16 protein-coding genes are annotated in these 19799 nt (G+C 72.6%); 9 read left to right on the plus strand and 7 right to left on the minus strand.

What is annotated here, in order from left to right; all coding sequences use genetic code 11:
• Nucleotides 1-1626, plus strand: a complete 1626-nt coding sequence (locus OG948_RS32680) for an amylo-alpha-1,6-glucosidase (protein ID WP_406299916.1) — start codon at nt 1-3, stop codon at nt 1624-1626.
• Nucleotides 1627-1681: 55 nt separating this feature from the next.
• Here OG948_RS32680 and OG948_RS32685 read toward each other — a convergent pair whose 3' ends face one another.
• Nucleotides 1682-2746, minus strand: coding sequence for an ATP-dependent DNA ligase (locus OG948_RS32685; protein WP_406299917.1), 1065 nt, complete (start codon nt 2744-2746; stop codon nt 1682-1684).
• A gap of 100 nt (nt 2747-2846) precedes the next feature.
• Between OG948_RS32685 and ligD the strand changes: the two genes are divergently transcribed.
• Nucleotides 2847-3854: a non-homologous end-joining DNA ligase gene (ligD, locus tag OG948_RS32690; RefSeq protein ID WP_406299918.1), complete on the plus strand. Its 1008-nt coding sequence runs from the start codon at nt 2847-2849 to the stop codon at nt 3852-3854.
• Nucleotides 3855-3952: 98 nt separating this feature from the next.
• Nucleotides 3953-4561, plus strand: coding sequence for a DoxX family protein (locus OG948_RS32695; RefSeq protein ID WP_406299919.1), 609 nt, complete (start codon nt 3953-3955; stop codon nt 4559-4561).
• Nucleotides 4562-4599: 38 nt separating this feature from the next.
• On the opposite strand, the gene OG948_RS32700 is transcribed toward OG948_RS32695, so the two are convergent.
• The 3 genes from OG948_RS32700 to OG948_RS32710 all read right to left on the minus strand — a co-directional run bounded on the left by OG948_RS32700 (nt 4600) and on the right by OG948_RS32710 (nt 8179).
• On the minus strand, nt 4600-5652 hold the full coding sequence (locus tag OG948_RS32700) for a PHP domain-containing protein (RefSeq protein ID WP_406299920.1): 1053 nt from the start codon (nt 5650-5652) through the stop codon (nt 4600-4602).
• 230 nt (nt 5653-5882) lie between these two features.
• Entirely contained in the window at nt 5883-7412 is a 1530-nt protein-coding gene (gene glpK / locus OG948_RS32705; protein WP_406299921.1) for a glycerol kinase GlpK, read from the minus strand.
• A 56-nt stretch (nt 7413-7468) separates the two neighbouring features.
• A complete protein-coding gene (locus tag OG948_RS32710) occupies nt 7469-8179 on the minus strand; it encodes an MIP/aquaporin family protein (RefSeq protein WP_406299922.1) in 711 nt (236 codons plus the stop codon).
• Between the two features lie 452 nt (nt 8180-8631).
• On the opposite strand from OG948_RS32710, the gene OG948_RS32715 reads away from it, so the two are divergent.
• The 6 genes from OG948_RS32715 to OG948_RS32740 all read left to right on the plus strand — a co-directional run bounded on the left by OG948_RS32715 (nt 8632) and on the right by OG948_RS32740 (nt 15556).
• A complete protein-coding gene (locus OG948_RS32715) occupies nt 8632-9399 on the plus strand; it encodes an IclR family transcriptional regulator (protein ID WP_406299923.1) in 768 nt (255 codons plus the stop codon).
• 171 nt (nt 9400-9570) lie between these two features.
• Nucleotides 9571-11145 (plus strand): FAD-dependent oxidoreductase, encoded by a 1575-nt coding sequence (locus OG948_RS32720; RefSeq protein ID WP_406299924.1) that lies wholly within the window; start codon nt 9571-9573, stop codon nt 11143-11145.
• Nucleotides 11146-11428: 283 nt separating this feature from the next.
• A complete protein-coding gene (locus tag OG948_RS32725; RefSeq protein ID WP_406299925.1) occupies nt 11429-13090 on the plus strand; it encodes a sigma-70 family RNA polymerase sigma factor in 1662 nt (553 codons plus the stop codon).
• 263 nt (nt 13091-13353) lie between these two features.
• A complete protein-coding gene (locus OG948_RS32730) occupies nt 13354-14133 on the plus strand; it encodes a CAP domain-containing protein (RefSeq protein WP_406299926.1) in 780 nt (259 codons plus the stop codon).
• Nucleotides 14134-14316: 183 nt separating this feature from the next.
• On the plus strand, nt 14317-14505 hold the full coding sequence (locus OG948_RS32735) for a DUF1059 domain-containing protein (protein ID WP_406299927.1): 189 nt from the start codon (nt 14317-14319) through the stop codon (nt 14503-14505).
• Between the two features lie 355 nt (nt 14506-14860).
• On the plus strand, nt 14861-15556 hold the full coding sequence (locus tag OG948_RS32740) for a hypothetical protein (RefSeq protein WP_406299928.1): 696 nt from the start codon (nt 14861-14863) through the stop codon (nt 15554-15556).
• A 70-nt stretch (nt 15557-15626) separates the two neighbouring features.
• Here the strand turns inward: OG948_RS32740 and OG948_RS32745 are convergent, their stop codons facing one another.
• From OG948_RS32745 to OG948_RS32755, 3 genes are all read right to left on the minus strand, one after another.
• Nucleotides 15627-16595, minus strand: a complete 969-nt coding sequence (locus OG948_RS32745) for a hypothetical protein (RefSeq protein WP_406299929.1) — start codon at nt 16593-16595, stop codon at nt 15627-15629.
• On the minus strand, nt 16592-17884 hold the full coding sequence (locus OG948_RS32750) for an MFS transporter (protein WP_406299930.1): 1293 nt from the start codon (nt 17882-17884) through the stop codon (nt 16592-16594). The genes OG948_RS32745 and OG948_RS32750 overlap by 4 nt, the downstream gene beginning before the upstream one ends.
• Nucleotides 17885-18065: 181 nt before the next feature.
• The gene (locus OG948_RS32755) at nt 18066-19700 is read right to left on the minus strand and encodes a discoidin domain-containing protein (protein ID WP_406299931.1); all 1635 of its coding nucleotides are present in this window, start codon (nt 19698-19700) and stop codon (nt 18066-18068) included.
• Nucleotides 19701-19799 lie beyond the last annotated feature (99 nt).

Consider the following 19799-nt stretch of genomic DNA (forward strand, 5'->3'; position numbering starts at 1 on the left):
ATGACGGCGCACGACCGCGACCTGCTCGACCGGGTCGCGCTGGACCTGCGCGAACGCCCCTTCACCGACCGGGGTTCGCGGCTCCTGGTGGTGGCGCGGGAGGACGGCGACCTGTGCGTCGCCCGGTCCGAGTACGAGAGGCGACTCGCCGAGACGACCGTGCTGACCGGGCTGCGGATCGAGTCGGCGGGCGGCGACTTGCTGCCGATCCGGGCCGCGCACCCGGACCGGATCTCCTTCGCGGGCGGCGTGCACCTGGCCTTCGCCGACCCGGACACGCTCGTGGTGACCGGCACGGGTGCCCGGGCGCGCTGGCGGACGGCGGACGGCGTCGCGCACGAGGCCGCGATCGAGGGCTGCCGGGTGCTGGTGGGCGAGGACACGCGCGTGGAGGGGCCCGCCGTCCTGGCCGCGGCCGGCGCGCGCTGGAGCGCCTGGTTCGAGCGCATGCCGGCGATCCGCGCGGACCTGCGCGAACGGGCCGCGATGGCGTGGTGGACGCTCGGCGTGAACCTGCTGCCGATCCGCTTCGCGGGCGGCCGGGAGGGCCTGGTCCCGTCCAGGTTCGGCTACGTCGGCGTGTGGAACTGGGATTCCTACTTCCACGCCATCGCGCTGCGGCACGGCGATCCCGAACTGGCCCGGGACCAGATCCGGATCCTGCTCGCGCACCAGCGCGCCGACGGCCTGATCCCCGATGTCGTGCACGACGAGGGCGTGTTGGCGGAGACCACCGACCTGCCGCGCTCGGACCGGGCCCGGCTGGCCGAGCACGTCGGCCAGGCACTCGGCGAGGAAGCGGCACCGTCCGCCGCGGCCGGCGAGGTGGTCCCGGTGACCAAGCCGCCGCTGACCGCGTGGGCGGTCTGGAAGATCCACCGGGCCGCGCCCGACCTCGCCTTCCTGGCCGAGGTGTACGAGCCGATCGCCCGCTCCCAGGAATGGTGGCTGACCCACTCCGACCCCGACGGCGACGGCCTGGCCGAATACCTGCACCCGTACTCCAGCGGGCTGGACGACAGCCCCGTCTGGGACTACGGCCCGCGGGCCGAACCGCCGGACCTGAACGCCTACCTGGCACTCCAGTTCGACGTACTGGGCGACATCGCCCAGGAGTTGGGCCGGGTCGAGGAGGCCGAGACGTGGCACGAGCGGGCCGCCGCGCACACCGAACTCCTGGTGTCCCGGCGGTGGGACGGCGAGCGATTCACCACCGTGTCGGCGGGACGCGTGATCGAGGTCCGCACACCGCTGGAACTACTGCCGCTGCTCACCGGACGACTCCCGCGCGAGATCGCCGACCGGCTGGTGGCGGACCTGCGCTCGCCGAGCTTCTGGGGCGAACGCCCGGTACCGACCGTGGCGTTCGACGATCCGACGTTCGACCCGGAGGCGATGTGGCGCGGACCGGTCTGGCTCAACGTCAACTACCTGCTGATCGAGGGCCTGCGCCGGTCCGGATACCCGGACGTGGCCGACGAGTTGACCGAGCGCACCGTGCGGATGGTGGCCGAGGGCGGCGGGCTGTACGAGTACTGGAACCCGCTGACCGGGAGCCGGGCCGGGCGTGCGACGACCGGATTCGGCTGGTCCAGCGCGCTGTTCGTGGACCTGGCCCGAAGCTGAGCACACCGCCCGCCGTCGCCGCCGGACGCGGTGACGGCGGGCGGGCCCGGGTGCCTCAGCGGGTGCCGAGCACGTCGGCCAGGTCGTACCGGGCCGGTTCGGCGAGCTGTTCGTAGGTGCAGTCGGCGGGGTCCTTGTCGGTGCGCCACCGGCGGAACCGGGTCGTGTGCCGGAAGCGGTCGCCCTGGACGTGGTCGTAGGCCACCTCGCAGACCGATTCCGGTCGCAGCGGCACCCAGTCCGAGAGCCGGCCGCCCGACCAGCGGGTCACCGCGCCGGGCAGCCGGTCGGCCTCGTGCGCCTCGGCCTCGGCCCAGTGCGCCCACGGGTGCCCGGTCGGATCCGCCATGCGAAAGGGCGCCAACTCCTGGACCAGCTCGGCCCGCCGCGCGGCGGTGAAGGCCGCACTGACACCCACGTGCTGCAACCGACCCCGGTCGTCGTACAGGCCCAGCAGCAGCGAACCCACCACCGGGCCCGACTTGTGCTCGCGATAGCCCGCCACCACGCAGTCCGCGGTGCGCTCGTGCTTGACCTTGACCATCGCCCGCACGTCCGGCAGATACGGCCCGGCCGGGTCCTTGGCCACGATGCCGTCCAGGCCCGCGCCCTCGAACCGGTCGAACCAGTCCTGCGCCTCGGCCGGATCGGTGGTGGCCGGCGCGAGGTGGATCGGCGGCGGCACGTCCGCCAGCGCCCGCTCCAGCGCGGCCCGGCGCTCGGTCAGCGGCCGGGGCAGAAAGTCGTCGTCACCCAGCGCGAGCAGGTCGAACGCCACGAACGACGCGGGGGTGGTCTCGGCCAGATGGCGCACCCGTGAGGCCGCCGGGTGGATCCGGTCCTGGAGCCGATCGAAGTCGAGCCGCCCGTCCCGGGCGATGACCAGTTCGCCGTCCAGTACGCAGCGCGGCGGGAGCAGCCGCAGCACCGCGTCGACCACGTCCGGAAAGTAACGATCCAGCGGCTTGGTGTTGCGGCTGCCGATCAGCACCTCGTCACCGTCGCGGAAGACGATCGCCCGGAACCCGTCCCATTTGGCCTCGTAGTGCAGACCGGCGGGAATCCGCGCGGCCGCCTTGGCGAGCATCGGCTTGACCGGGGGCATCACGGGAAGGCGCATGCGCCTCAGTGTGCGCGGGCCCTCCGCGGGTCGCCTCCGCAGCGGCCGACCGGCGGTATGCCATCGGGACGAATCAGGGCAAATCTGCCTACCCTGAGGGATGAGCGCTGCCGAGGAGTTCGAGGTCGACGGCAGGTCCGTCCGGGTGAGCAATATCGACAAGGTCTACTACCCCGCACGCGGCTTCACCAAGGGGGACGTGGTCCGCTACGTGATCGCGGTCGGCGGCGGACTGCTGCGCGGTCTGCGGGATCGGCCCACCACGCTCCAACGCTTCCCGGACGGCGTGGACGGCGAGTCGTTCTTCCAGAAGCGGGTGCCCAAGTACCTGCCGGAGTGGATCCCCACCGCCCGGATCACCTTCCCCAGCGGCCGATACGCCGACGAGATGGCCCCGGACAGCGTGGCCGCGCTGGTCTGGGCGGCCAACCTGGGCACCCTGACCTTCCACCCCTGGCCGGTCCGGCGCAGCGCCACCGAACACCCCGACGAACTGCGGATCGACCTCGACCCGCAGCCGGGCACCGACTTCGCCGACGCGGTCCGCGCCGCGCACGCGATGCGCGAGGTGCTCGCCGCGTACGAGCTGACCGCGTGGCCGAAGACCTCCGGCGGGCGCGGCCTGCACCTGTACGTGCCGGTGCGCCCCGAGTGGGAGTTCACCGACGTGCGGCGCGCGGTGATCGCGCTGGGCCGCGAACTCGAGGCGCGGATGCCCGATCGGGTGACCACCGCGTGGTGGAAGGAGGAACGCGGCGAACGCATCTTCGTGGACTACAACCAGATGGCCCGCGACCGCACCATCGCCGCCGCCTACTCGCCGCGCCCCACCGCCCGCGCGACCGTCTCGGCGCCGCTGACCTGGGAGGAGGTCGACGACGCGCACCCCGACGACTTCGACCTGGGCAGCATGCCCGAGCGCTACGCCCGGGTGGGCGACGTGCACGCGGACATGCCCGAGCACGCCTTCGATCTGCGCCCGGCGCTCGAATTGGCCGACCGACAGGCCCGCGACCACGGCGTGGGTGACATGCCGTACCCGCCGGACCACCCCAAGATGCCCGGCGAGCCGCCTCGGGTACAGCCCAGCCGCGCCCGCGAGCACTGAAATCCGAGCCCGCGCCCGGGTGCGGTGAATCCGAGCCGCGGGCACCGGCGAAGCCGCTTTCGCGGGCACCGAATCCGAAACAGGAGAGAGAGTCCCTCATGTGTGTGTCCTTCCATCCGCCCCTGTCCGTGCACAGCCCCGTGTCGATTCGCAATCCCCTGTCGAGGCGCACGCGCCAGTCCGTGCGCAAGGACGTGGGTCTGCTCGCGTTGCGCGTCGGCACCGGTGGCGTGCTGTTCGCGCACGGCGCGCAGAAGTTGTTCGGTTGGTTCGGCGGGCACGGCCTGGCCGGCACCGGCTCGGCGATGGAGCACATGGGCTTTCGGCCCGGTCGGCACAGTGCGATCGCCGCCGGGCTGGGCGAGGCGGGCGGCGGCGTGTTGCTCGCGCTCGGTCTGGCCACGCCCGCCGCGGGTGCGGCGGCGGCCGGTGCGATGGCGGGCGCGGTCGCGGTACACGCGCCGGCCGGCTTCTTCGCCCAATCGGGCGGCTTCGAGTACCCGGCGTTCCTCGGCTTCGTCGCGGCCGGGCTCGGCGTCGCGGGTCCCGGGCGGTTCTCGGTGGACCATCTGACCTGTCATGTGCTCGACCGCCCGTGGGTGGTCGGCCTCGCCTTCACCGGCAGCGCCGCGGCGGCGGCCGCGGTGATCGGGCGGCGGCGGGCGGTGGCGGCCGCCGAGGCGGACGCCGCGGCCGACTCGGCCTGAGCGGCGGCGGGGCGACAGGCGTCGCGGGGAGGGTGGCGTCAGCGGGACGCGCCGGTCCAGGCGAGCAGACGCTCCACCGGCCACGTGGTGATCACCCGGTCGGCCGGCACGTCGCACGCCTTGGCCCGGGCACACCCGTAGCCCTGCCAGTCGAGTTGCCCCGGCGCGTGCGCGTCGGTGTCGATCGAGAGGAACACACCCGCGGCGAGCGCTCCGCGGAGCAGCCGGGACGGCGGATCGCTGCGCTCGGGGCGGCAGTTGATCTCCACGGCGGTGTCCGACTCGGCACACGCGGCGAACACCGCGTCGGCGTCGAAGGCGGACTCCGGGCGCTGTTTGCCCTGGATCAGCCGTCCGGTGCAGTGACCCAGCACGTTCACGCGCGGGTTGCGCACGGCGGCCAGCAGTCGGCGGGTCATCGCCGGCTCGTCCATCCGCAGCTTGGAGTGCACGGACGCGACCACGACGTCCAGGCGGTCGAGCAGTTCCGGCTCCTGATCGAGCGAACCGTCGTCGAGGATGTCGCACTCGATGCCGGTCAGCAGGCGGAACGGGGCCAGTTCGGCGGCGATCTCGGCCACCACGTCCAACTGCGCCCGGAGCCGTTCGGCGGTCAGACCGCGGGCCACGGTCAGCCGGGGCGAGTGGTCGGTGAGCACCACCCACTCGTGGCCCAGATCCCGCGCGGTGCGGGCCATCAGCTCGATCGGGCTGCCGCCGTCGGACCAGTCGGAGTGCATGTGGCAGTCGCCGCGCTGGGCGGCGAGCAGCGCCGCGCCGTCGGTGGGCACGGGCGACGGGCGGGCTTCGAGGTCGGCGAGGTAGCCCGGTACGCCGCCGGCGTGCGCCTGCTCGATCACGTCCGCCGTCTTGGGACCGATGCCCTTCAGGTCGCCGAGCGTGTGCCGCTCCACCCGCAGGCGCAGGTCGTCCGGGTCGAGCCCGGCGACCACGGCGGACGCGGTGCGGAAGGCCTTGACCCGATAGGTGGGCGCCTGATCGCGTTCGAGCAGGTAGGCGATGCGATCCAGCGCGGCCACCGGGTCGGCGGCGGGCGGGGGTGGGGCGGAGTCGGTGCGTCGTGGAGCCATGGGAGGACTGTGGCCGCGCGCGAGGGTGGTAAACCGGGCGGGCGATCCGGCGGCCGTTGGGGGTGACGGAAGCGAACCCGAGCCGCGCTCCGCGCCCCGTGTCCGCGAACCGTCGGCCTCGCCAGGGCCCGGGACGGACGCGGCCGGGTGGTGAGCGGCCGGTCGGCGACGCGCGTACGGGGGTGTCGAGGGAAATCCTCGGCACCCCCGCGCGTCGCCGGCGGCGTGGGTCAGGCGTCGGGTCCGGGCTGGGCGTCGCCCTCCTCGACCCAGTCCATCGTCCGCTCCACCGCCTTGCGCCAGTTGCGGTATCCCAGGTCGCGGGTGGCGTCGTCCATCCGCGAGGTCCACTCGGCCGCGCGGTGCCAGTTCGCCCGCAGCGAGTCGAGGTCCGGCCAGTAGCCGACCGCGAGGCCGGCGGCGTACGCGGCGCCCAGCGCGGTGGTCTCGGCCACGAACGGGCGGGCCACCGGGGCGTCCAGCACGTCGGCGATGGTCTGCATGAGCAGGTTGTTGGCGGTCATGCCGCCGTCCACCTTGAGCGTCGCGAGCTTGACCCCGGAGTCGCGCTCCATCGCGTCCACCACCTCGCGGGTCTGCCACGCGGTGGCCTCCAGCACGGCCCGCGCGATGTGTCCCTTGTTCACGTACGCGGTCAGACCCGCGATCACACCGCGCGCGTCCGAGCGCCAGTACGGCGCGAACAGGCCGGAGAAGGCCGGGACGAAGTAGGCCCCGCCGTTGTCCTCCACGGTGAGCGCCAGCGTCTCGATCTCGGCCGCGGTGGAGATCAGCCCCATCTGGTCGCGCATCCACTGCACCAGCGAACCGGTGACCGCGATCGAGCCCTCCAGCGCGTAGACCGGCGCCGCCTTGCCGAGCCGGTAGCCGACCGTGCTGAGCAGGCCGTGGTGCGACTGCACGATCCGCGATCCGGTGTTGATCAGCAGGAAGCTGCCGGTGCCGTAGGTGCTCTTGGCCTCGCCCTCCTCGAAGCAGGTCTGCCCGAACAGCGCGGCCTGCTGGTCGCCCAGCGCGGAGGCGACCGGGACGCCCTCCAGGATGCCCCGGGCGGTGCCGTACACCTCGGAGGAGGAGCGGATCTCGGCCAGCAGCGAACGCGGCACGTCCATCGCGCGCAGGATCCGGTCGTCCCAGTCCAGCGTCTCCAGGTTCATCAACATCGTGCGCGAGGCGTTGGTGACATCGGTGACGTGCACACCGCCGTCCGGGCCGCCGGTGAGGTTCCACACCACCCAGGACTCCATCGTGCCGAACAGGATGTCGCCCCGGTCGGCCCGCTCGCGCAGCCCCTCGACGTTGTCGAGCAGCCAGCGGATCTTGGGTCCGGCGAAGTAGCTGGCGAGCGGCAGCCCGGTCTCCACCCGGAAGCGGTCCTGGCCGACGTTGCCGCCCAACTCGCGACACAGCGCGTCGGTGCGGGTGTCCTGCCACACGATCGCGTTGTGCACCGGCACGCCGGTATGGCGATCCCACAACACGGTGGTCTCGCGCTGGTTGGTGATGCCCAGCGCGCGGATCTGCTCGCGGCGGATGCCGGCCTGGGCGAGCGCGCCGGCGACCACCGCCTGCACCACGCTCCAGATCTCGGCGGCGTCGTGCTCGACCCACCCCGGACGCGGGAAGATCTGCCGGTGCTCGCGCTGGTCGACGGCGACGATGCGCCCGTCCGCGCCGAAGATGATGCATCGGCTGGACGTGGTGCCCTGGTCGATCGCGGCGATGTAGGTGTCGGACATGGCTCCTCTTCCGAAGGATCCGAGGGAAAGGTCGGGGTCGGTACGGATGTGCGGACTCAGAACGCGAGCCGGTACAGGCCGCCGGCCGCCAGCCCGCCGAGGGTGGGGCCGACCACGGGGACCCACGCGTACGCCCAGTCCGAGCCGCCCTTCTCGGGAATGGGCAGCAGGGAGTGTGCCAGGCGCGGGCCCAGGTCGCGGACCGGGTTGATGGCGTAGCCGGTCGGACCGCCCAGGGACAGGCCGATGCCCACCACCAGGAGCGCGGTCATCAGGATGCCGGTGCCGGAGAGGGCGAGGCCGTCGGTCAGGCCCTGGGTCAGGATCACGATGACCAGCACGGTCGTGGCGATCGTCTCGGTGATCACGTTCTGGATCGGGTTGCGGATCTCCGGCGAGGTGGCGAATACCCCGAGTACCGGTTCGCCGTGCTCCTTGAACTGTCCCAGGTAGGTCGCCCAGGCCAGCACGGCGCCGATCACCGCCCCGACGAACTGCCCGGCGAGGTACACCGGCACCTTGTCCCATTCTCCCGTCTTGACGGCTATCCCGAGTGTCACGGCGGGATTGAGATGCGCTCCGGACAGGGACACGCTCGCATACGCCCCGGCCAGGACCGCGAAGCCCCAGCCGAAGGCGATCGCCAGCCAACCCGCGTTCTGCGCCTTGGACCGGTTCAGGGTGACCGCGGCGCAGACACCGACGCCCATGAGCAGCAGGATGGCCGTACCCAAGGTCTCACCGATGAAGATCTTGTCGCTTGTCACAACACGACCCCTTCTGACTGCGCTGATGCCTACCGCGCTGATGGATCGACGCCGGAACCGGGCGCCGGACGGCACACGGCGCGCCGGGTCGGCGCGCCGTGCGGGGATGCGGGAATCCGGACCACATGAGGCGGTGCCGGGGGAGGCCGGCGAATGCCGTGCCGTGTGGGGTGCGCGCGGCGGGGCGGGCCCGACCACGCTCGGCCCGGAATCGTCCGGGCCCGTCCATTCGATGACTCTGACTGGCATTCGACATTGACGACCGCTGTCCGGCAGTGTTCTCTGCGGGTTGCGCCGCCGTCAAGAGTCCGTGAACATCTCGTTTCCGAACCTCCCCGCGAGCGCCGGGCCCGGCGGGAGGGTGGTGGACGTGGCCGGCGTGTGTGCGACCGCTGTTCTACATTGCCAACCCGATCTTGATTGCCAACCTGATCTTCGATGGAGGAGTTGGTATGCCCGGTCCCATCCAGTCGCTCGAACGCGCAGCGGCGATCCTGCGGCTGCTCGCCGGCGGCGAACGGCGCTTCGGTCTGAGCGAAGTGGCCACCACTCTGGGTCTGGCGAAGGGCACCGCGCACGGCATTCTGCGCACGCTCCACCAGGAGGGGTTCGTCGAACAGGACCCCAAGAGCGGCAAGTACCAGCTCGGCGCCGAGCTGCTCCGGCTCAGCAGTTCCTACCTGGACGTGCACGAGTTGCGCGCCCGCGCCCTGGTCTGGGCGGACGACCTGGCCCGCGCGAGCGGCGAGAGCGTGCGCATCGGGGTGCTGCACAAGGGCGGCGTCCTGGTCATCCACCACGTCTTTCGGCCGGACGACAGCCGCCAGGTGCTGGAAATCGGCGCGATGTTGCCGCTGCACTCCACCGCGTGGGGCAAGGTCCTGCTCGCGCTGGACCCGGCCGCGCGCGCCGAGTTGGACGAGACCGACCCGGTCGCGTTCACCTCGCGCACCCTGGTCGACCCGGTCGCGGTGGACGCGGAGAGCGTGACGGTGCGCGAACGCGGGTGGGCGTGCGACGTCGAGGAGTCGGTCCTGGGCCTGGCGGGCATCGCCGCGCCGATCCGGGACCGGCGCGGCACGCCGCTGGGCGCGGTGGGGATCAGCGGCGCGGTCGAGCGGATCGTCGCCGACGGGGTGCCGCGACCCACGCTGGTGGCCTCGGTCCGGGACGCGGCTCGTGCCATCTCGCGTGACCTGGGTGCGACATTTCCGTACTGAGGCGCGACTCGACCTCCCGCTTCGGACCGGGGCGGTCGACCGGCGCGCTTGACCATCACCCGACCGACGATGAAAACTGTCGTTCGTCGTTCGACAATGCCGACCACGGAAATTCGGACCGGGACCTCGTCCCCCCGCACCACAGCCGGCCCAGTGGAAAGAAGACGTGTGATGAGCACCGCCACGGATCCGACCGTTCCCGTTCGTGCCCACAGCCGCGCCGAACTCTCGCGCGGCACCCACGACCTGCTCGTCATCGGCGGCGGCATCCTGGGCACGGCGGTCGCCTGGACCGCGGCCCAGACCGGCCTGCGGGTGGCCATGATCGACGCCGGCGACTTCGCCGGCGCCACCTCGTCCGCGTCCTCCAAGCTCGTCCACGGCGGCCTGCGCTATCTGCAGACCGGCAACCTCAAGCTGGTCGCGGAGAACCATCGCGAGCGCCGCACGCTGGCCCGCGACGTGGCCCCGCACCTGGTCCGACCGCTGTCCTTCCTGGTCCCGGTCTACAAGGACGGCCCGCACGGCGCGGCCAAGCTCGGCGCCGGCGTCTTTCTGTACTCGGCCCTGTCCGCGTTCGGTGACGGCATGGGCAAGGTGATCGGCCCCGAGAACGCGCTCGAACTCGTGCCGGCGCTGCGCTCGGAGGGCCTGCGCCGCGCGGCCGTGTACGGCGACCACCAGATGAACGACAGCCGGGTCGCGGTGACCACCGTCCGGGCCGCGGTCGAGGCCGGCGCGGTCGTGCTCAACCACGCCGAAGTGGTCGGCCTGCGCAAGGACGCCGGCGGCCGGGTCATCGGCGCCGAACTGCGCGACCGGCTGGACGGCGCCGAATTCGGGGTGAACGCGCGCGTCGTGCTGAACGCGACCGGCCCCTGGGTGGACCACCTGCGCCGGATGGAGGACCCGACGGCCGAGCCGAGCATCCGATTGTCCAAGGGAGTGCACCTGGTGCTGCGCCAACAGCAGCCGTGGCGCGCGGCGTTGACCATCCCGATCGACAAGTACCGGGTGTCCTTCGCGATTCCGTGGGAGGAGCACCTGCTGCTCGGCACCACCGACGAGGCCTACGAGGGCGACCCCGGCAAGGTCTCCCCGACCGAGGCCGACATCGCGCAGATCCTGGACGAGGCGGGCAGCGCGGTCGACCCGGCGCAGTTGCGCCGCGAGGACATCACCTACGCGTTCGCCGGTCTGCGGGTCCTGCCCGGCGGCGCCGGCGCCACCAGCGAGGCCAAGCGGGAGACCGTGGTCACCGAGGGGCGCGGGGGCATGTTGTCGGTGGCCGGCGGCAAGTGGACCACCTACCGGCACATCGGCCGCACCGTGCTGGACAAGCTGGCCAAGGCCGGCGTGGTGGCCCTGGAGCAGGACATGGCGACCCCGCTGCGCCGGGTGGCGCTGCCCGGCTCGGCCAACCCCGAGGCGGTGGCGCACCGGCTGCTCGGCGAGGCCACGGCCGAGGACGGCGTGGACCCGGTGGTGGCCCGCCACCTGGCGTCGCACTACGGCAACCTCGCGTACGACCTGGCCGCGCTGGTCCGCGCCGACCGCGGACTCGGCGAGCGCATCCACCCGGACGGCCCGGACATCTGGGCCCAGGTCGCCTACGCCCGCGACCACGAGTGGGCGATGACCGTGGACGACGTGCTGCGCCGGCGCACCACGGTGACCATCCGCGGTCTGGACAACGCCGAGGTGCGCTCGCGGGTCGAGGACCTGCTGGCGGCCAAGCCGCACTGACCCGCGGGGCGCGTGTTCGCCCCGGGGCCGACGGCGCGAGCGGGCGCTCCCGGGGTGGTCCGGGGCGGTCGGTCCGGGGTGCGGCCCGGTCGTCGGCGCGCGTGCGCGTACATGCCGTGCACGAACGGCCCGCCGTCGCTCCCCGGGGCGCGGTCCGGCCGTCGGCGTGTGGTCTGTACGTTCGGAACTCGTCCGGCGATTTCCGTTATCCGCGCCGACCCGGGGGCTCTCCCGAGTGGCGGATGGACGGGATCGGGCCCGTCACGCCGGTCGAGGAAAGTGGATGTACGTGGACTACGAGCACAACACCGCCCTGGTCGTCGCGGCCCAGGGCGGTGATCTGTGTGCCCGCGATCGACTGGTGGCCGGGTGGCTGCCGTTGGTGTACAACATCGTCGGCCGAGCGCTGGACGGGCACGCGGACGTCGACGACGTCGTGCAGGAGACCATGCTCTGCGCGGTGTCCGGCCTCGGCGGCCTGCGCGATCCCGAGCGCTTCCGCTCCTGGCTGGTGGCCATCGCGATCAACCAGGTGCGCCGTCGATACGCCCGCCGTACGACCACGACCGCGCTCGACGAGATCGCCGAGTACCCGGATCCCGCGGGCGACTTCGCCGACCTGACCATCCTGCGCCTGGGCCTGTCCGGACAGCGCCGGGACGTCGCCGAGGCGACCCGCTGGCTGGACCCGGACACCCGCGAACTGCTCGCCCTGTGGTGGTTGGAGGCGGCCGGCACGTTGACCCGCGCCGAACTCGCCGCCGCCCTCGACCTGCCCGCGACGCATGTGGCGGTCCGGGTCCAGCGGATGAAGGAGCAGTTGGAGGCGGCCCGCGTGGTGGTCCGCGCGCTCGCCGCCGACCCGCGCTGCGCGGAGGTGGCCGCGCTGATCACGCCCTGGGACGGTCGACCGACACCGCTGTGGCGCAAGCGCATCTCCCGCCACGCACGCGCGTGCGGTACGTGCGGCGCGCATCGCCACGGCCTGGCCCCGGTCGAGGGCCTGCTCGCCGGGTTGGCGCTGCTGCCGCCCACGGCGGTACTGCTGCGGCTGATCGCCCAGGCGCCATGGGCGGCGGCGACCGGTGCGGCGGGGCCGGGCGCGGTCGCCTTCACACAGCCGCTCGGCGACCCGGGGGCGACTGCCGACCCGGGTCTCCTTGCGGACCCGAGTCCTCTCGCGGACCCGGGCCCTTTCGCCGGCCCGAACCCGGCGGTCACCGCCGACCCGGCTGCCGGATCCGCCCAGGTCGGGCCGACCGCTCCCGGCCACGCCGCACCGCGTCCGGCTCGCCGACCCCGCCGGGTCGCGGCCGGCGTCGCCGCCGCGATCGGCTTCGTCGTACTGGCCGTGGTTCTGCTCGTCGACCGTCCCCACCACGCCGGACCGCGGCAAGGCGCGCCCGATCCGGCCCCCAGCCCGCCCGCCGTCGACGCGGCCCGGCTCCCGAGCACAACACCGTCGACCGACCCGCCACCGACCACCGGGCCGGCCGGTACGCCCCCGGCCTCGACGGAACCGCCGGCCACCCGGACGACCGCCGCCGTCGACACCCGGGCCCGGCTCGAACGCGCCGTCGTGGACCTGGTCAACGCCGCCCGGGCCGAACACGGTTGCACCCCGGTCCGCGTCGACGAGCGACTGCGCACCGTCGCCCGCAAACACTCCGACGACATGCTCGCCCGGCGCTTCTACGACCACGTCAACCCGGACGGGGTGCGGGCCGACGGCCGGATCACCGCCGCCGGCTACCGCTGGCGATCCTGGGGCGAGAATCTCGACCGGGGCCGCCAGGACGCCTCGCACGTGGTCGGGCAGTGGCTGGGCAGCCCGATCCACCGGGACAACATCCTCGATTGCGGCTTCACCGACATCGGTGTCGGGGTCACGGTGGGTCCGGGCGGCAACACGTGGTGGACCCAGGTCTTCGCCACTCCGGCGTGACCCGCATGCCCGCTCATGGCCTGCAGGGCCTGCCGGGCCTGCCAGGCCTGCCCGTCTGCCGGCCTGCTCGCCGGCCAGGGCGACGGGCGGGCCGACGGGCGGGGCGTGGTCGAGCCGACTGGCGACCGACGATTCCCGAGCGACGATTGGCGATCGAGGAAAGCCGCGCCGTTTTCCGTTATCCATCCGTGCTCCTCGGCTCTCCCAGGTGTCCCGGCGTCCGTGCCGGTCGACGAGCCGTACGTTTCGAGGAGTTGCGCATCGTGCAGTACCGGCAGTACCGACACCACCGGGTCATGTGCACCACGCTCGCCGCCGCGCTGGCCGCCCTCGTGGTGACCGGCTGCGGCTCGTCCGCCGAGCGGCACGACGGGGCGACCCGAGCCACGACCACGACGACCGATACCGCCTCCGCGCCGGCCACGACGACCGCGCCGACCACCGCCGCGCCGCCGGCCTCGGCCGGCACGACGAGCCCGAGCACCGGCACCGCGCCCGTGACACGCAAGCCGACCCCGTCCACCTCCGCGAGCCGCGCCGGCGGTACGGACGGCAAGGCTCAACCCGGGAAGAGCGCCCGGCCCACCGGCCCGGCCACGCCGGACGGGCCGCCCGGTGCCGACCCGACCGTGCGCGGCAACCGTCCCGCCTCGCAGTCGATCGCCGACGCCGAGGCGATGTCGCTGGAACTGCTCAACGCCGAACGCGCGAAGGTCGGGCTGCGACCGCTCCGGGCGAGCACCGACCTGAGCGACTTCGCCCGCAAGTGGGCCGAACACATGCGGCGCACCGGCTTCGCCCACTCCGGCGCCGAGGCCGACGCGCTGGTCACCGGCGCCCGCACGGGTGTGGCCGAGAACATCGTCTGGTGGGGCGATCCGGCCATGACGGCCCGGCAGGCCGCCGAGAAGTTCCAGGACATGTGGCGGCACAGCCCCGGCCACTATCGCAACCAGACCGACCCCGGCCACACCGAGGCGGGCATCGGCATATACCGCGACGAGAGCGGCTGGTGGGGCGTCCACGAATTCGCCAACGGCTGACGCCGACTCGGCGCGGCACGACGGGTACGCCGAGCGGGGCCGACCCACCCCGCTCGGCGGCCCGTGCCGACCACCGGACCGGCCCAATATCACCACAAAACGTTCTAAACTATGACCATGGCCTCGCGCCGTCCGACCCGAGGTCATGCCGCTCGGGGACGACATCCAGTCCGGGAGGACGCCATGCGCAAGGTCGTCGATTGCCGGGACTTTCCCAGTGAGTCCGGATGCAGCCTCACCATCGCCGGGACCGAGGACGAGGTCGTCCTGGCCGCCGCCCAGCACGCCCAGACCGTGCACGGGCATACCGACTCACCCGAACTGCGCGAGGAGATTCGCCAGGGGCTGAAGGACGAGGAACCCGGACGCTAGTGCCGGGCGCGGCACCAGTGCGGGGACTCCGAAGCGAGCCGCCATGTCTCGCGGTGCCCTCCCGCTGACGTTTCGCTGACGTTTTGATGATGCAGGTCGTCGAGGGCCGCACTGTTCGGAACGCGATGCCGCTTCCGCGCGCTTCGGCTTGTGGGGTGATCGGCGTGTCGGGCAGCATCGCGCTCGTCCGCAGTCAGACGGGTATGGGAGTGCCTCCGCGCGCCGAGTGCTTTCCGACTTCCCGCGCCGGGTACGGCAGCGACGAGAAAACGGGTGGGACGTGGGTCGGCGTGGGGACGACGAAGCGGCAGCCGACGGTGGGCGCCGGCAGCGACGCGACGGAACCGCCGGCGGTGTGGCGATCCCGTTGATCGTCGTGGTGATCGTGTGCTTTCTGATTACGTCGTGGGCCTGGCTGTTCGCGGGTGATGACAAGCGCGGCGCGCGGTCCTCGGCCCCGGACGCCACCTCGGCGGCGGATGGCACTCCCGTCGGCGGCGGGGTCGTCGCGGGGTCCGGCAGCCCCGCGCCGACGGGCGCCACGCCGCGGGCCGGCGGCACGGTGAGCGGCACCGCGTCGGGGTCGCCCGCGCCTTCCGCGTCGTCGTCCGCACCCGCGCCGGGACAGCCCGGCGCGTCATCCGGGGCGGCGCAACCCCCGGGCGTCCCCGCGCAGCCGCCCGGCGTGCCGCAGTCCGCGACCGCGCCCGGCGCGACACCCGTGGGCACGCCGCGGGCGAGCGAGGCGCAACCCGGCGAGATCGCCGTGATGGTCGACCGGTTCGCCACCACCGGATACATCGACGTGATCAACCCGACCGACCGCCCACTCAAGTCCTGGAAGCTGACGGTCACCGTGTCGGGTTCACGGTTCACGGTCTTCCGCGCGGACGGGAACGGCGGCCTCACCGCGCAGTACGGCAGCACGGTGGCGACCGCCACGTCGACGCGGCCCCTACAGCCGCACGAGGAACTCACGCTCTACTTCGAGCTCAAGGACCCGGTCACCAACGCCACGTGCGACTTCTCCGGCGTGAGCTGCCGGTTCTGACCCCGCCGTCGGCCGGCCACTACCCCCGGGCCGGGAGTAGTGGCCGGGCCTCGGCTCGGGCGTCCACCGGTCAGCGCAGGACGGTCGGTGAGGCCGCCTTCGCGGCGAGCAGGCGTGGGGCGCCCGTTCCGTCGGCGGGCACCGCGTAGACGTTCTTGTCCCGCCCATACATCACGGTGTGGTCGTCCAGCCAGGCCGCCTGGTCGTCGACGTTCGCGCGCTCGGCCAACGGGGTCTCGCGCATCGTGGCCAGGTCGAGCACGTGCAGTCGCCACGTGGTGCTGCCGGAGCGCTTCTTGAACGCGATTCGGGTGCCGTCCGGGGACAACGACGGGCATTCCAGGTTCTCCCGTACCGTGTGCGCCTCCCAGTTCGCGTAGTCGCCCTCGACCAGGTAGGTGCGTCCCTTGGTGGAGACCGTCGCGTAGAAGCGGTTGTCGTCGGCGGCGAAGGTGACGCCCCAGTAGTTGACGTCGGCGGATCGGTAGCGCTTGCCGTCGACGGTCAGCGGGATGGCCTCGATGTTGATCAGCGTGTAGTCGGTGCGGGTGTCCAGGATGCCGGTCCAGGTGGAGAATCCGGTCTTGTTGTAGGACTCGCCGGTGACGAAGACGGTCCAGGACACCATGCGTCCGCTCGCCGAGACCCGGGCGCGGCTGGGCGTGCCGGCGAGTTCGATCCGGCGTCGCACGTTCATCGAGCCGTCCACGATCAGCGCGTCGGTGCCGGGCAGCGGGCCGCCTCGGGTTTGCAGGCAGACCCCGGTGCCCGCGCCGACGGCGAAGCGTTCGCAGCGCAGCCCGCTGTCGATCCGGGAGGGACCGGTGTTGCCGGCCGGGTCGATCCCGGTCGCGGCCACGGTGCGCCGGCCGCCGCCGCGGTCGGTGTCCACGAAGACCAACTGCCCGCCCGCGGTCAGGTCCAGCGGCCGGCGTTCGACCGTCGCGTCCTCCTCGCGGCCGGCCGCGAAGGTCGAGTACCCGACCCCCACTCCGGCCAGCACCAACAGGCCGAGCAGCAACGCCAGGGCGCGCCTCATCCGGTCACCTCCGGGAGCGGGGACCGCGACGGCAACAACCGCCGGGCCAGGACGAGGCAGCCGGCCATCCCGACTCCCATGGCGAGCAGTGCGGGGCGCGAACCCCACAACGTCCAGGCCGCGCCGAAGAGCACCGAGGACACCATCCGGGCGCCGGCCTGACCGGTCTGGAGCAGGGCCAGACCGCTGGTGCGCAGGTGCACCGGGAGCAGCGGTCCGGCGGCGGCCATCAGCACGCCGTCGGTGGCGGCGTAGAACAGGCCCTGGAGGACGAGCACGCTCAGCAGCACGGTCCACAACAGCGGTGTGCCCGGGGTGCGGTCGCCGGTGGGCGCGGCGGCCACCGCGTAGGCCGCGAGCAGTGCGAGGTGCCCGCCGAGGAAGACGCGGAATCGGCCGACCCGGTCGGCGAGCCGACCGAGCGGCACGGCGAGCAGCAGGTAGGCCCCGGCGGTGCCCAGCGGCAACAACGGGAAGTATCGGAGCGGGATGTCGAAGCCCTGTTGCAGGACCAGATACACGAACGTGTCGCCGACGGTGAGCAGCCCCAGCAGGGTGGCGGCCACGCAGGTGCGCCGGAACGGACCCAAGCGCAGCAGCGCGAACGCGGCCCGCAGCGACGACTCGCGCCGGGGTCCGGCCGGTTCGCGGTGGTCGCGCACGTACAGCGCCATCAGCAGCACCGCGAACACGGCCACACAGAAGCTCACCACGAACACGGCGTCGTACGCGTCGTGGGTGGCCCACAACACGGCGAACGCGGCGAGCGGGCCGAGGAAGGCGCCGATCGTGTCCATCGCGCGGTGCACGCCGAACGCCCGACCCAGGTCGGGTGCCGGGGTGCTGAGGGTGATCAGCGCGTCGCGCGGCGCGGTACGCAGCCCCTTGCCGGTGCGGTCCGCCGCGAGTACCAGGCCGAGCCCGGTGACCGACGAACCGGCCAGTGGCAGGCCGAGTTTGCATACGGCGGAGAGTCCGTACCCGGTGCCCGCGACCAGCTTGCGCCGGCGGGTGCGGTCGGCCACCTGGCCGCCGAGCAGACGGACGAACGCGGTGACGCCGAAGTAGGTGCCGTCCAGGAGGCCGTATTGCAACGGGCTCAGACCCAGGGTGAGGACGAAGTAGGTGGGCAGTACGGCGGTGACCATCTCCGAGGAGACGTCGGTGACCAGGCTGACGGCGCCGAGCGCGAGCACGTTGGCCGGGACGTTGCGCGCGAACCTGCGCGGCGTCCGGGCCGAGGCGATCCCACCGGCCTGGTCCGCGCGCCGGGTGGCGGCGATGTACACGGGCGGTCCTCCCTCGATCCGTCCGGGGACGGTGGACTCGGAGCGGGTCGGAGCGGGTCGGAGCGAGACGGGGCGGTATGCAGCGGGACGGGGAGGGTCGGATCGGAACGGGCCCGGTGCGGGCCGGCCGGGAAGGAGGTCGCCGGGCGGCCCGCACGATCGGTGGACTCGATCGGTGGACTCAGTGGCAGCCGACCGGCCCGAAGGAGTCGAGTTGCTTGCCGTCGTAGCGCACGAGCTGTCCGGAGTAGGTGCCGGCGGAGAGGGTCAGCTTGAGCACGGCCGGCGAACCGGTCACCCGCTTCTCGCTGTTGGGCTGCGGACTTTCGAAGTCGTACGGGTCCGCGCCGCCGGTGCCCACGAGCAACTCGCGAATGCCGGCGGGATCCGCCTTGGCCTTGGGGTTCTGCGGTGCGTAGCGCTCGTAGAGGTGGTCGTGCCCGTTGAGGATCAGATCGGTGTGCGCGTCGTAGAGCACCTGCCACGCGGTCTGACTGACCTTGTCGGCCTGCGGCCCCGAGCTGTACAGGGGCTTGTGCCAGTAAGCGGCCACACACCCGTGCGAGTTGTTCGCCAGGTCCGCCTTCAGCCATTGGATCTGCGCCGAGTTCGCCGACATCGACTGCTCGGAGTCGAGCGCGATGAAGTGCCAGCCGCCCCGGTCCCAGCTGTACCAGGTGGTCCCGTTCGGAGTCGCCCGGTCGCCGAAGTAGGCCTTGTAGCCGGACTCGGGAGGACTGTCGTCGTACTCGTGATTGCCGGGCGAGGGACGGGTCTTGGCCTTGAACCGGCCCCACGTGGTGTCGTAGTACTTGCGGAAGTCGGCGAGGCTGCCCGTGTCGTACTGGTTGTCCCCGAGCGTGATCACCTCGTCCGGATTGATCGCCTCGACCCGCTTCGCGGTCTGCTCGGCCCCGCAATCCTGCGACGACGTGCAGCCCGGGTCGGAGATGTCGCCGGCGGCGACGACGGTGAACGAGGAGCCGCCGGCCTGTGGGGTGCCGACCACCGAGGCACTGGGCGCGGACAGGTTGCCCGCCGCGTCGCGGGCGCGGACGGTGTAGGTGTAGCCGACTCCGGTGGTCAGGCCGGTGTCCGCGTAGGAGGTGCCGGCGCTGGTGCCGACCGTGACGCCGTCGCGCAGCACGTCGTAGCCGGTCACCCCGACGTTGTCGGTGGAGGCGGTCCAGCCCAGCGAGACGCCGGTGGACGTGGTGCCGGTCACCCGCAACGCGGTCGGCGTGCTCGGCGCGGTGGTGTCCGGGCCGCCCGCGCCGAAGACCTCGAACTCCCAGAGGGAATAGCCGTATTCGGTGGCACGCGTGGTCGCGTACACGCGTACGTGGCGACCGTGCGTGGACAGCGCGCCGAGATCGTCGGTGCCACCGTCGCCGGTGGAGGTGTTGTAGACCTTGGTCCAGGACGCGCCGTCGGGCGAGACCTCGATCCGGTAGGCCTTCGCGTAGGCGTCCTCCCAGGTCAGTCGTACCCGGGAGATCGAGACGTCGGAGCCGAGGTCGACGCTGAGCCATTGGGCGCCGGCGCCCTCCTGGCTCGCCCACCGGGTGGTGGTCTTGCCGTCCACGGCCTTGGCCGCGCCGTAGGTCGAACTCTCGGTGGACGAGGCGGTGGCGGGTTTGCCGCGGGAGAGCAACACCTCGGCGGCGGAGGCGGTTTCCCCGAAGGTCAGCACGGTGGCCAACATCGCGACGACGGCGATCACCGCAGGCAGTCGGGGTATTCGGGACAGGGCGCGCCGGCCGAACCGGGCCGGGGATCTTCCGCGATGCGGGCGCGTGGGCAGGGACAGGTGCACGTCGTCCTCCAGCGTTGAGGAGCCGATCGTCGTGCCTGAGCCGGGCGGGATGGTGCGCTCGATCGGGCCGGAGAAGTGCGCTCGCGGGACCTGGCGACA

The sequence above is a fragment of the Embleya sp. NBC_00888 genome (genome assembly GCF_045207655.1).
Taxonomy (GTDB): Bacteria; Actinomycetota; Actinomycetes; order Streptomycetales; family Streptomycetaceae; genus Embleya.

What these genes read in the sequence shown, in the direction of transcription:
- OG948_RS32700 (WP_406299920.1), bottom strand. Translation starts at nt 5,652, where the DNA reads ATGGCTCCACGACGCACCGACTCCGCCCCACCCCCGCCCGCCGCCGAC.
- OG948_RS32735 (WP_406299927.1), top strand. Translation starts at nt 14,317, where the DNA reads ATGCGCAAGGTCGTCGATTGCCGGGACTTTCCCAGTGAGTCCGGATGC.
- OG948_RS32680 (WP_406299916.1), top strand. Translation starts at nt 1, where the DNA reads ATGACGGCGCACGACCGCGACCTGCTCGACCGGGTCGCGCTGGACCTG.
- OG948_RS32745 (WP_406299929.1), bottom strand. Translation starts at nt 16,595, where the DNA reads ATGAGGCGCGCCCTGGCGTTGCTGCTCGGCCTGTTGGTGCTGGCCGGA.
- OG948_RS32715 (WP_406299923.1), top strand. Translation starts at nt 8,632, where the DNA reads ATGCCCGGTCCCATCCAGTCGCTCGAACGCGCAGCGGCGATCCTGCGG.
- ligD (WP_406299918.1), top strand. Translation starts at nt 2,847, where the DNA reads ATGAGCGCTGCCGAGGAGTTCGAGGTCGACGGCAGGTCCGTCCGGGTG.
- OG948_RS32725 (WP_406299925.1), top strand. Translation starts at nt 11,429, where the DNA reads ATGTACGTGGACTACGAGCACAACACCGCCCTGGTCGTCGCGGCCCAG.
- OG948_RS32695 (WP_406299919.1), top strand. Translation starts at nt 3,953, where the DNA reads ATGTGTGTGTCCTTCCATCCGCCCCTGTCCGTGCACAGCCCCGTGTCG.
- OG948_RS32720 (WP_406299924.1), top strand. Translation starts at nt 9,571, where the DNA reads ATGAGCACCGCCACGGATCCGACCGTTCCCGTTCGTGCCCACAGCCGC.
- glpK (WP_406299921.1), bottom strand. Translation starts at nt 7,412, where the DNA reads ATGTCCGACACCTACATCGCCGCGATCGACCAGGGCACCACGTCCAGC.
- OG948_RS32685 (WP_406299917.1), bottom strand. Translation starts at nt 2,746, where the DNA reads ATGCGCCTTCCCGTGATGCCCCCGGTCAAGCCGATGCTCGCCAAGGCG.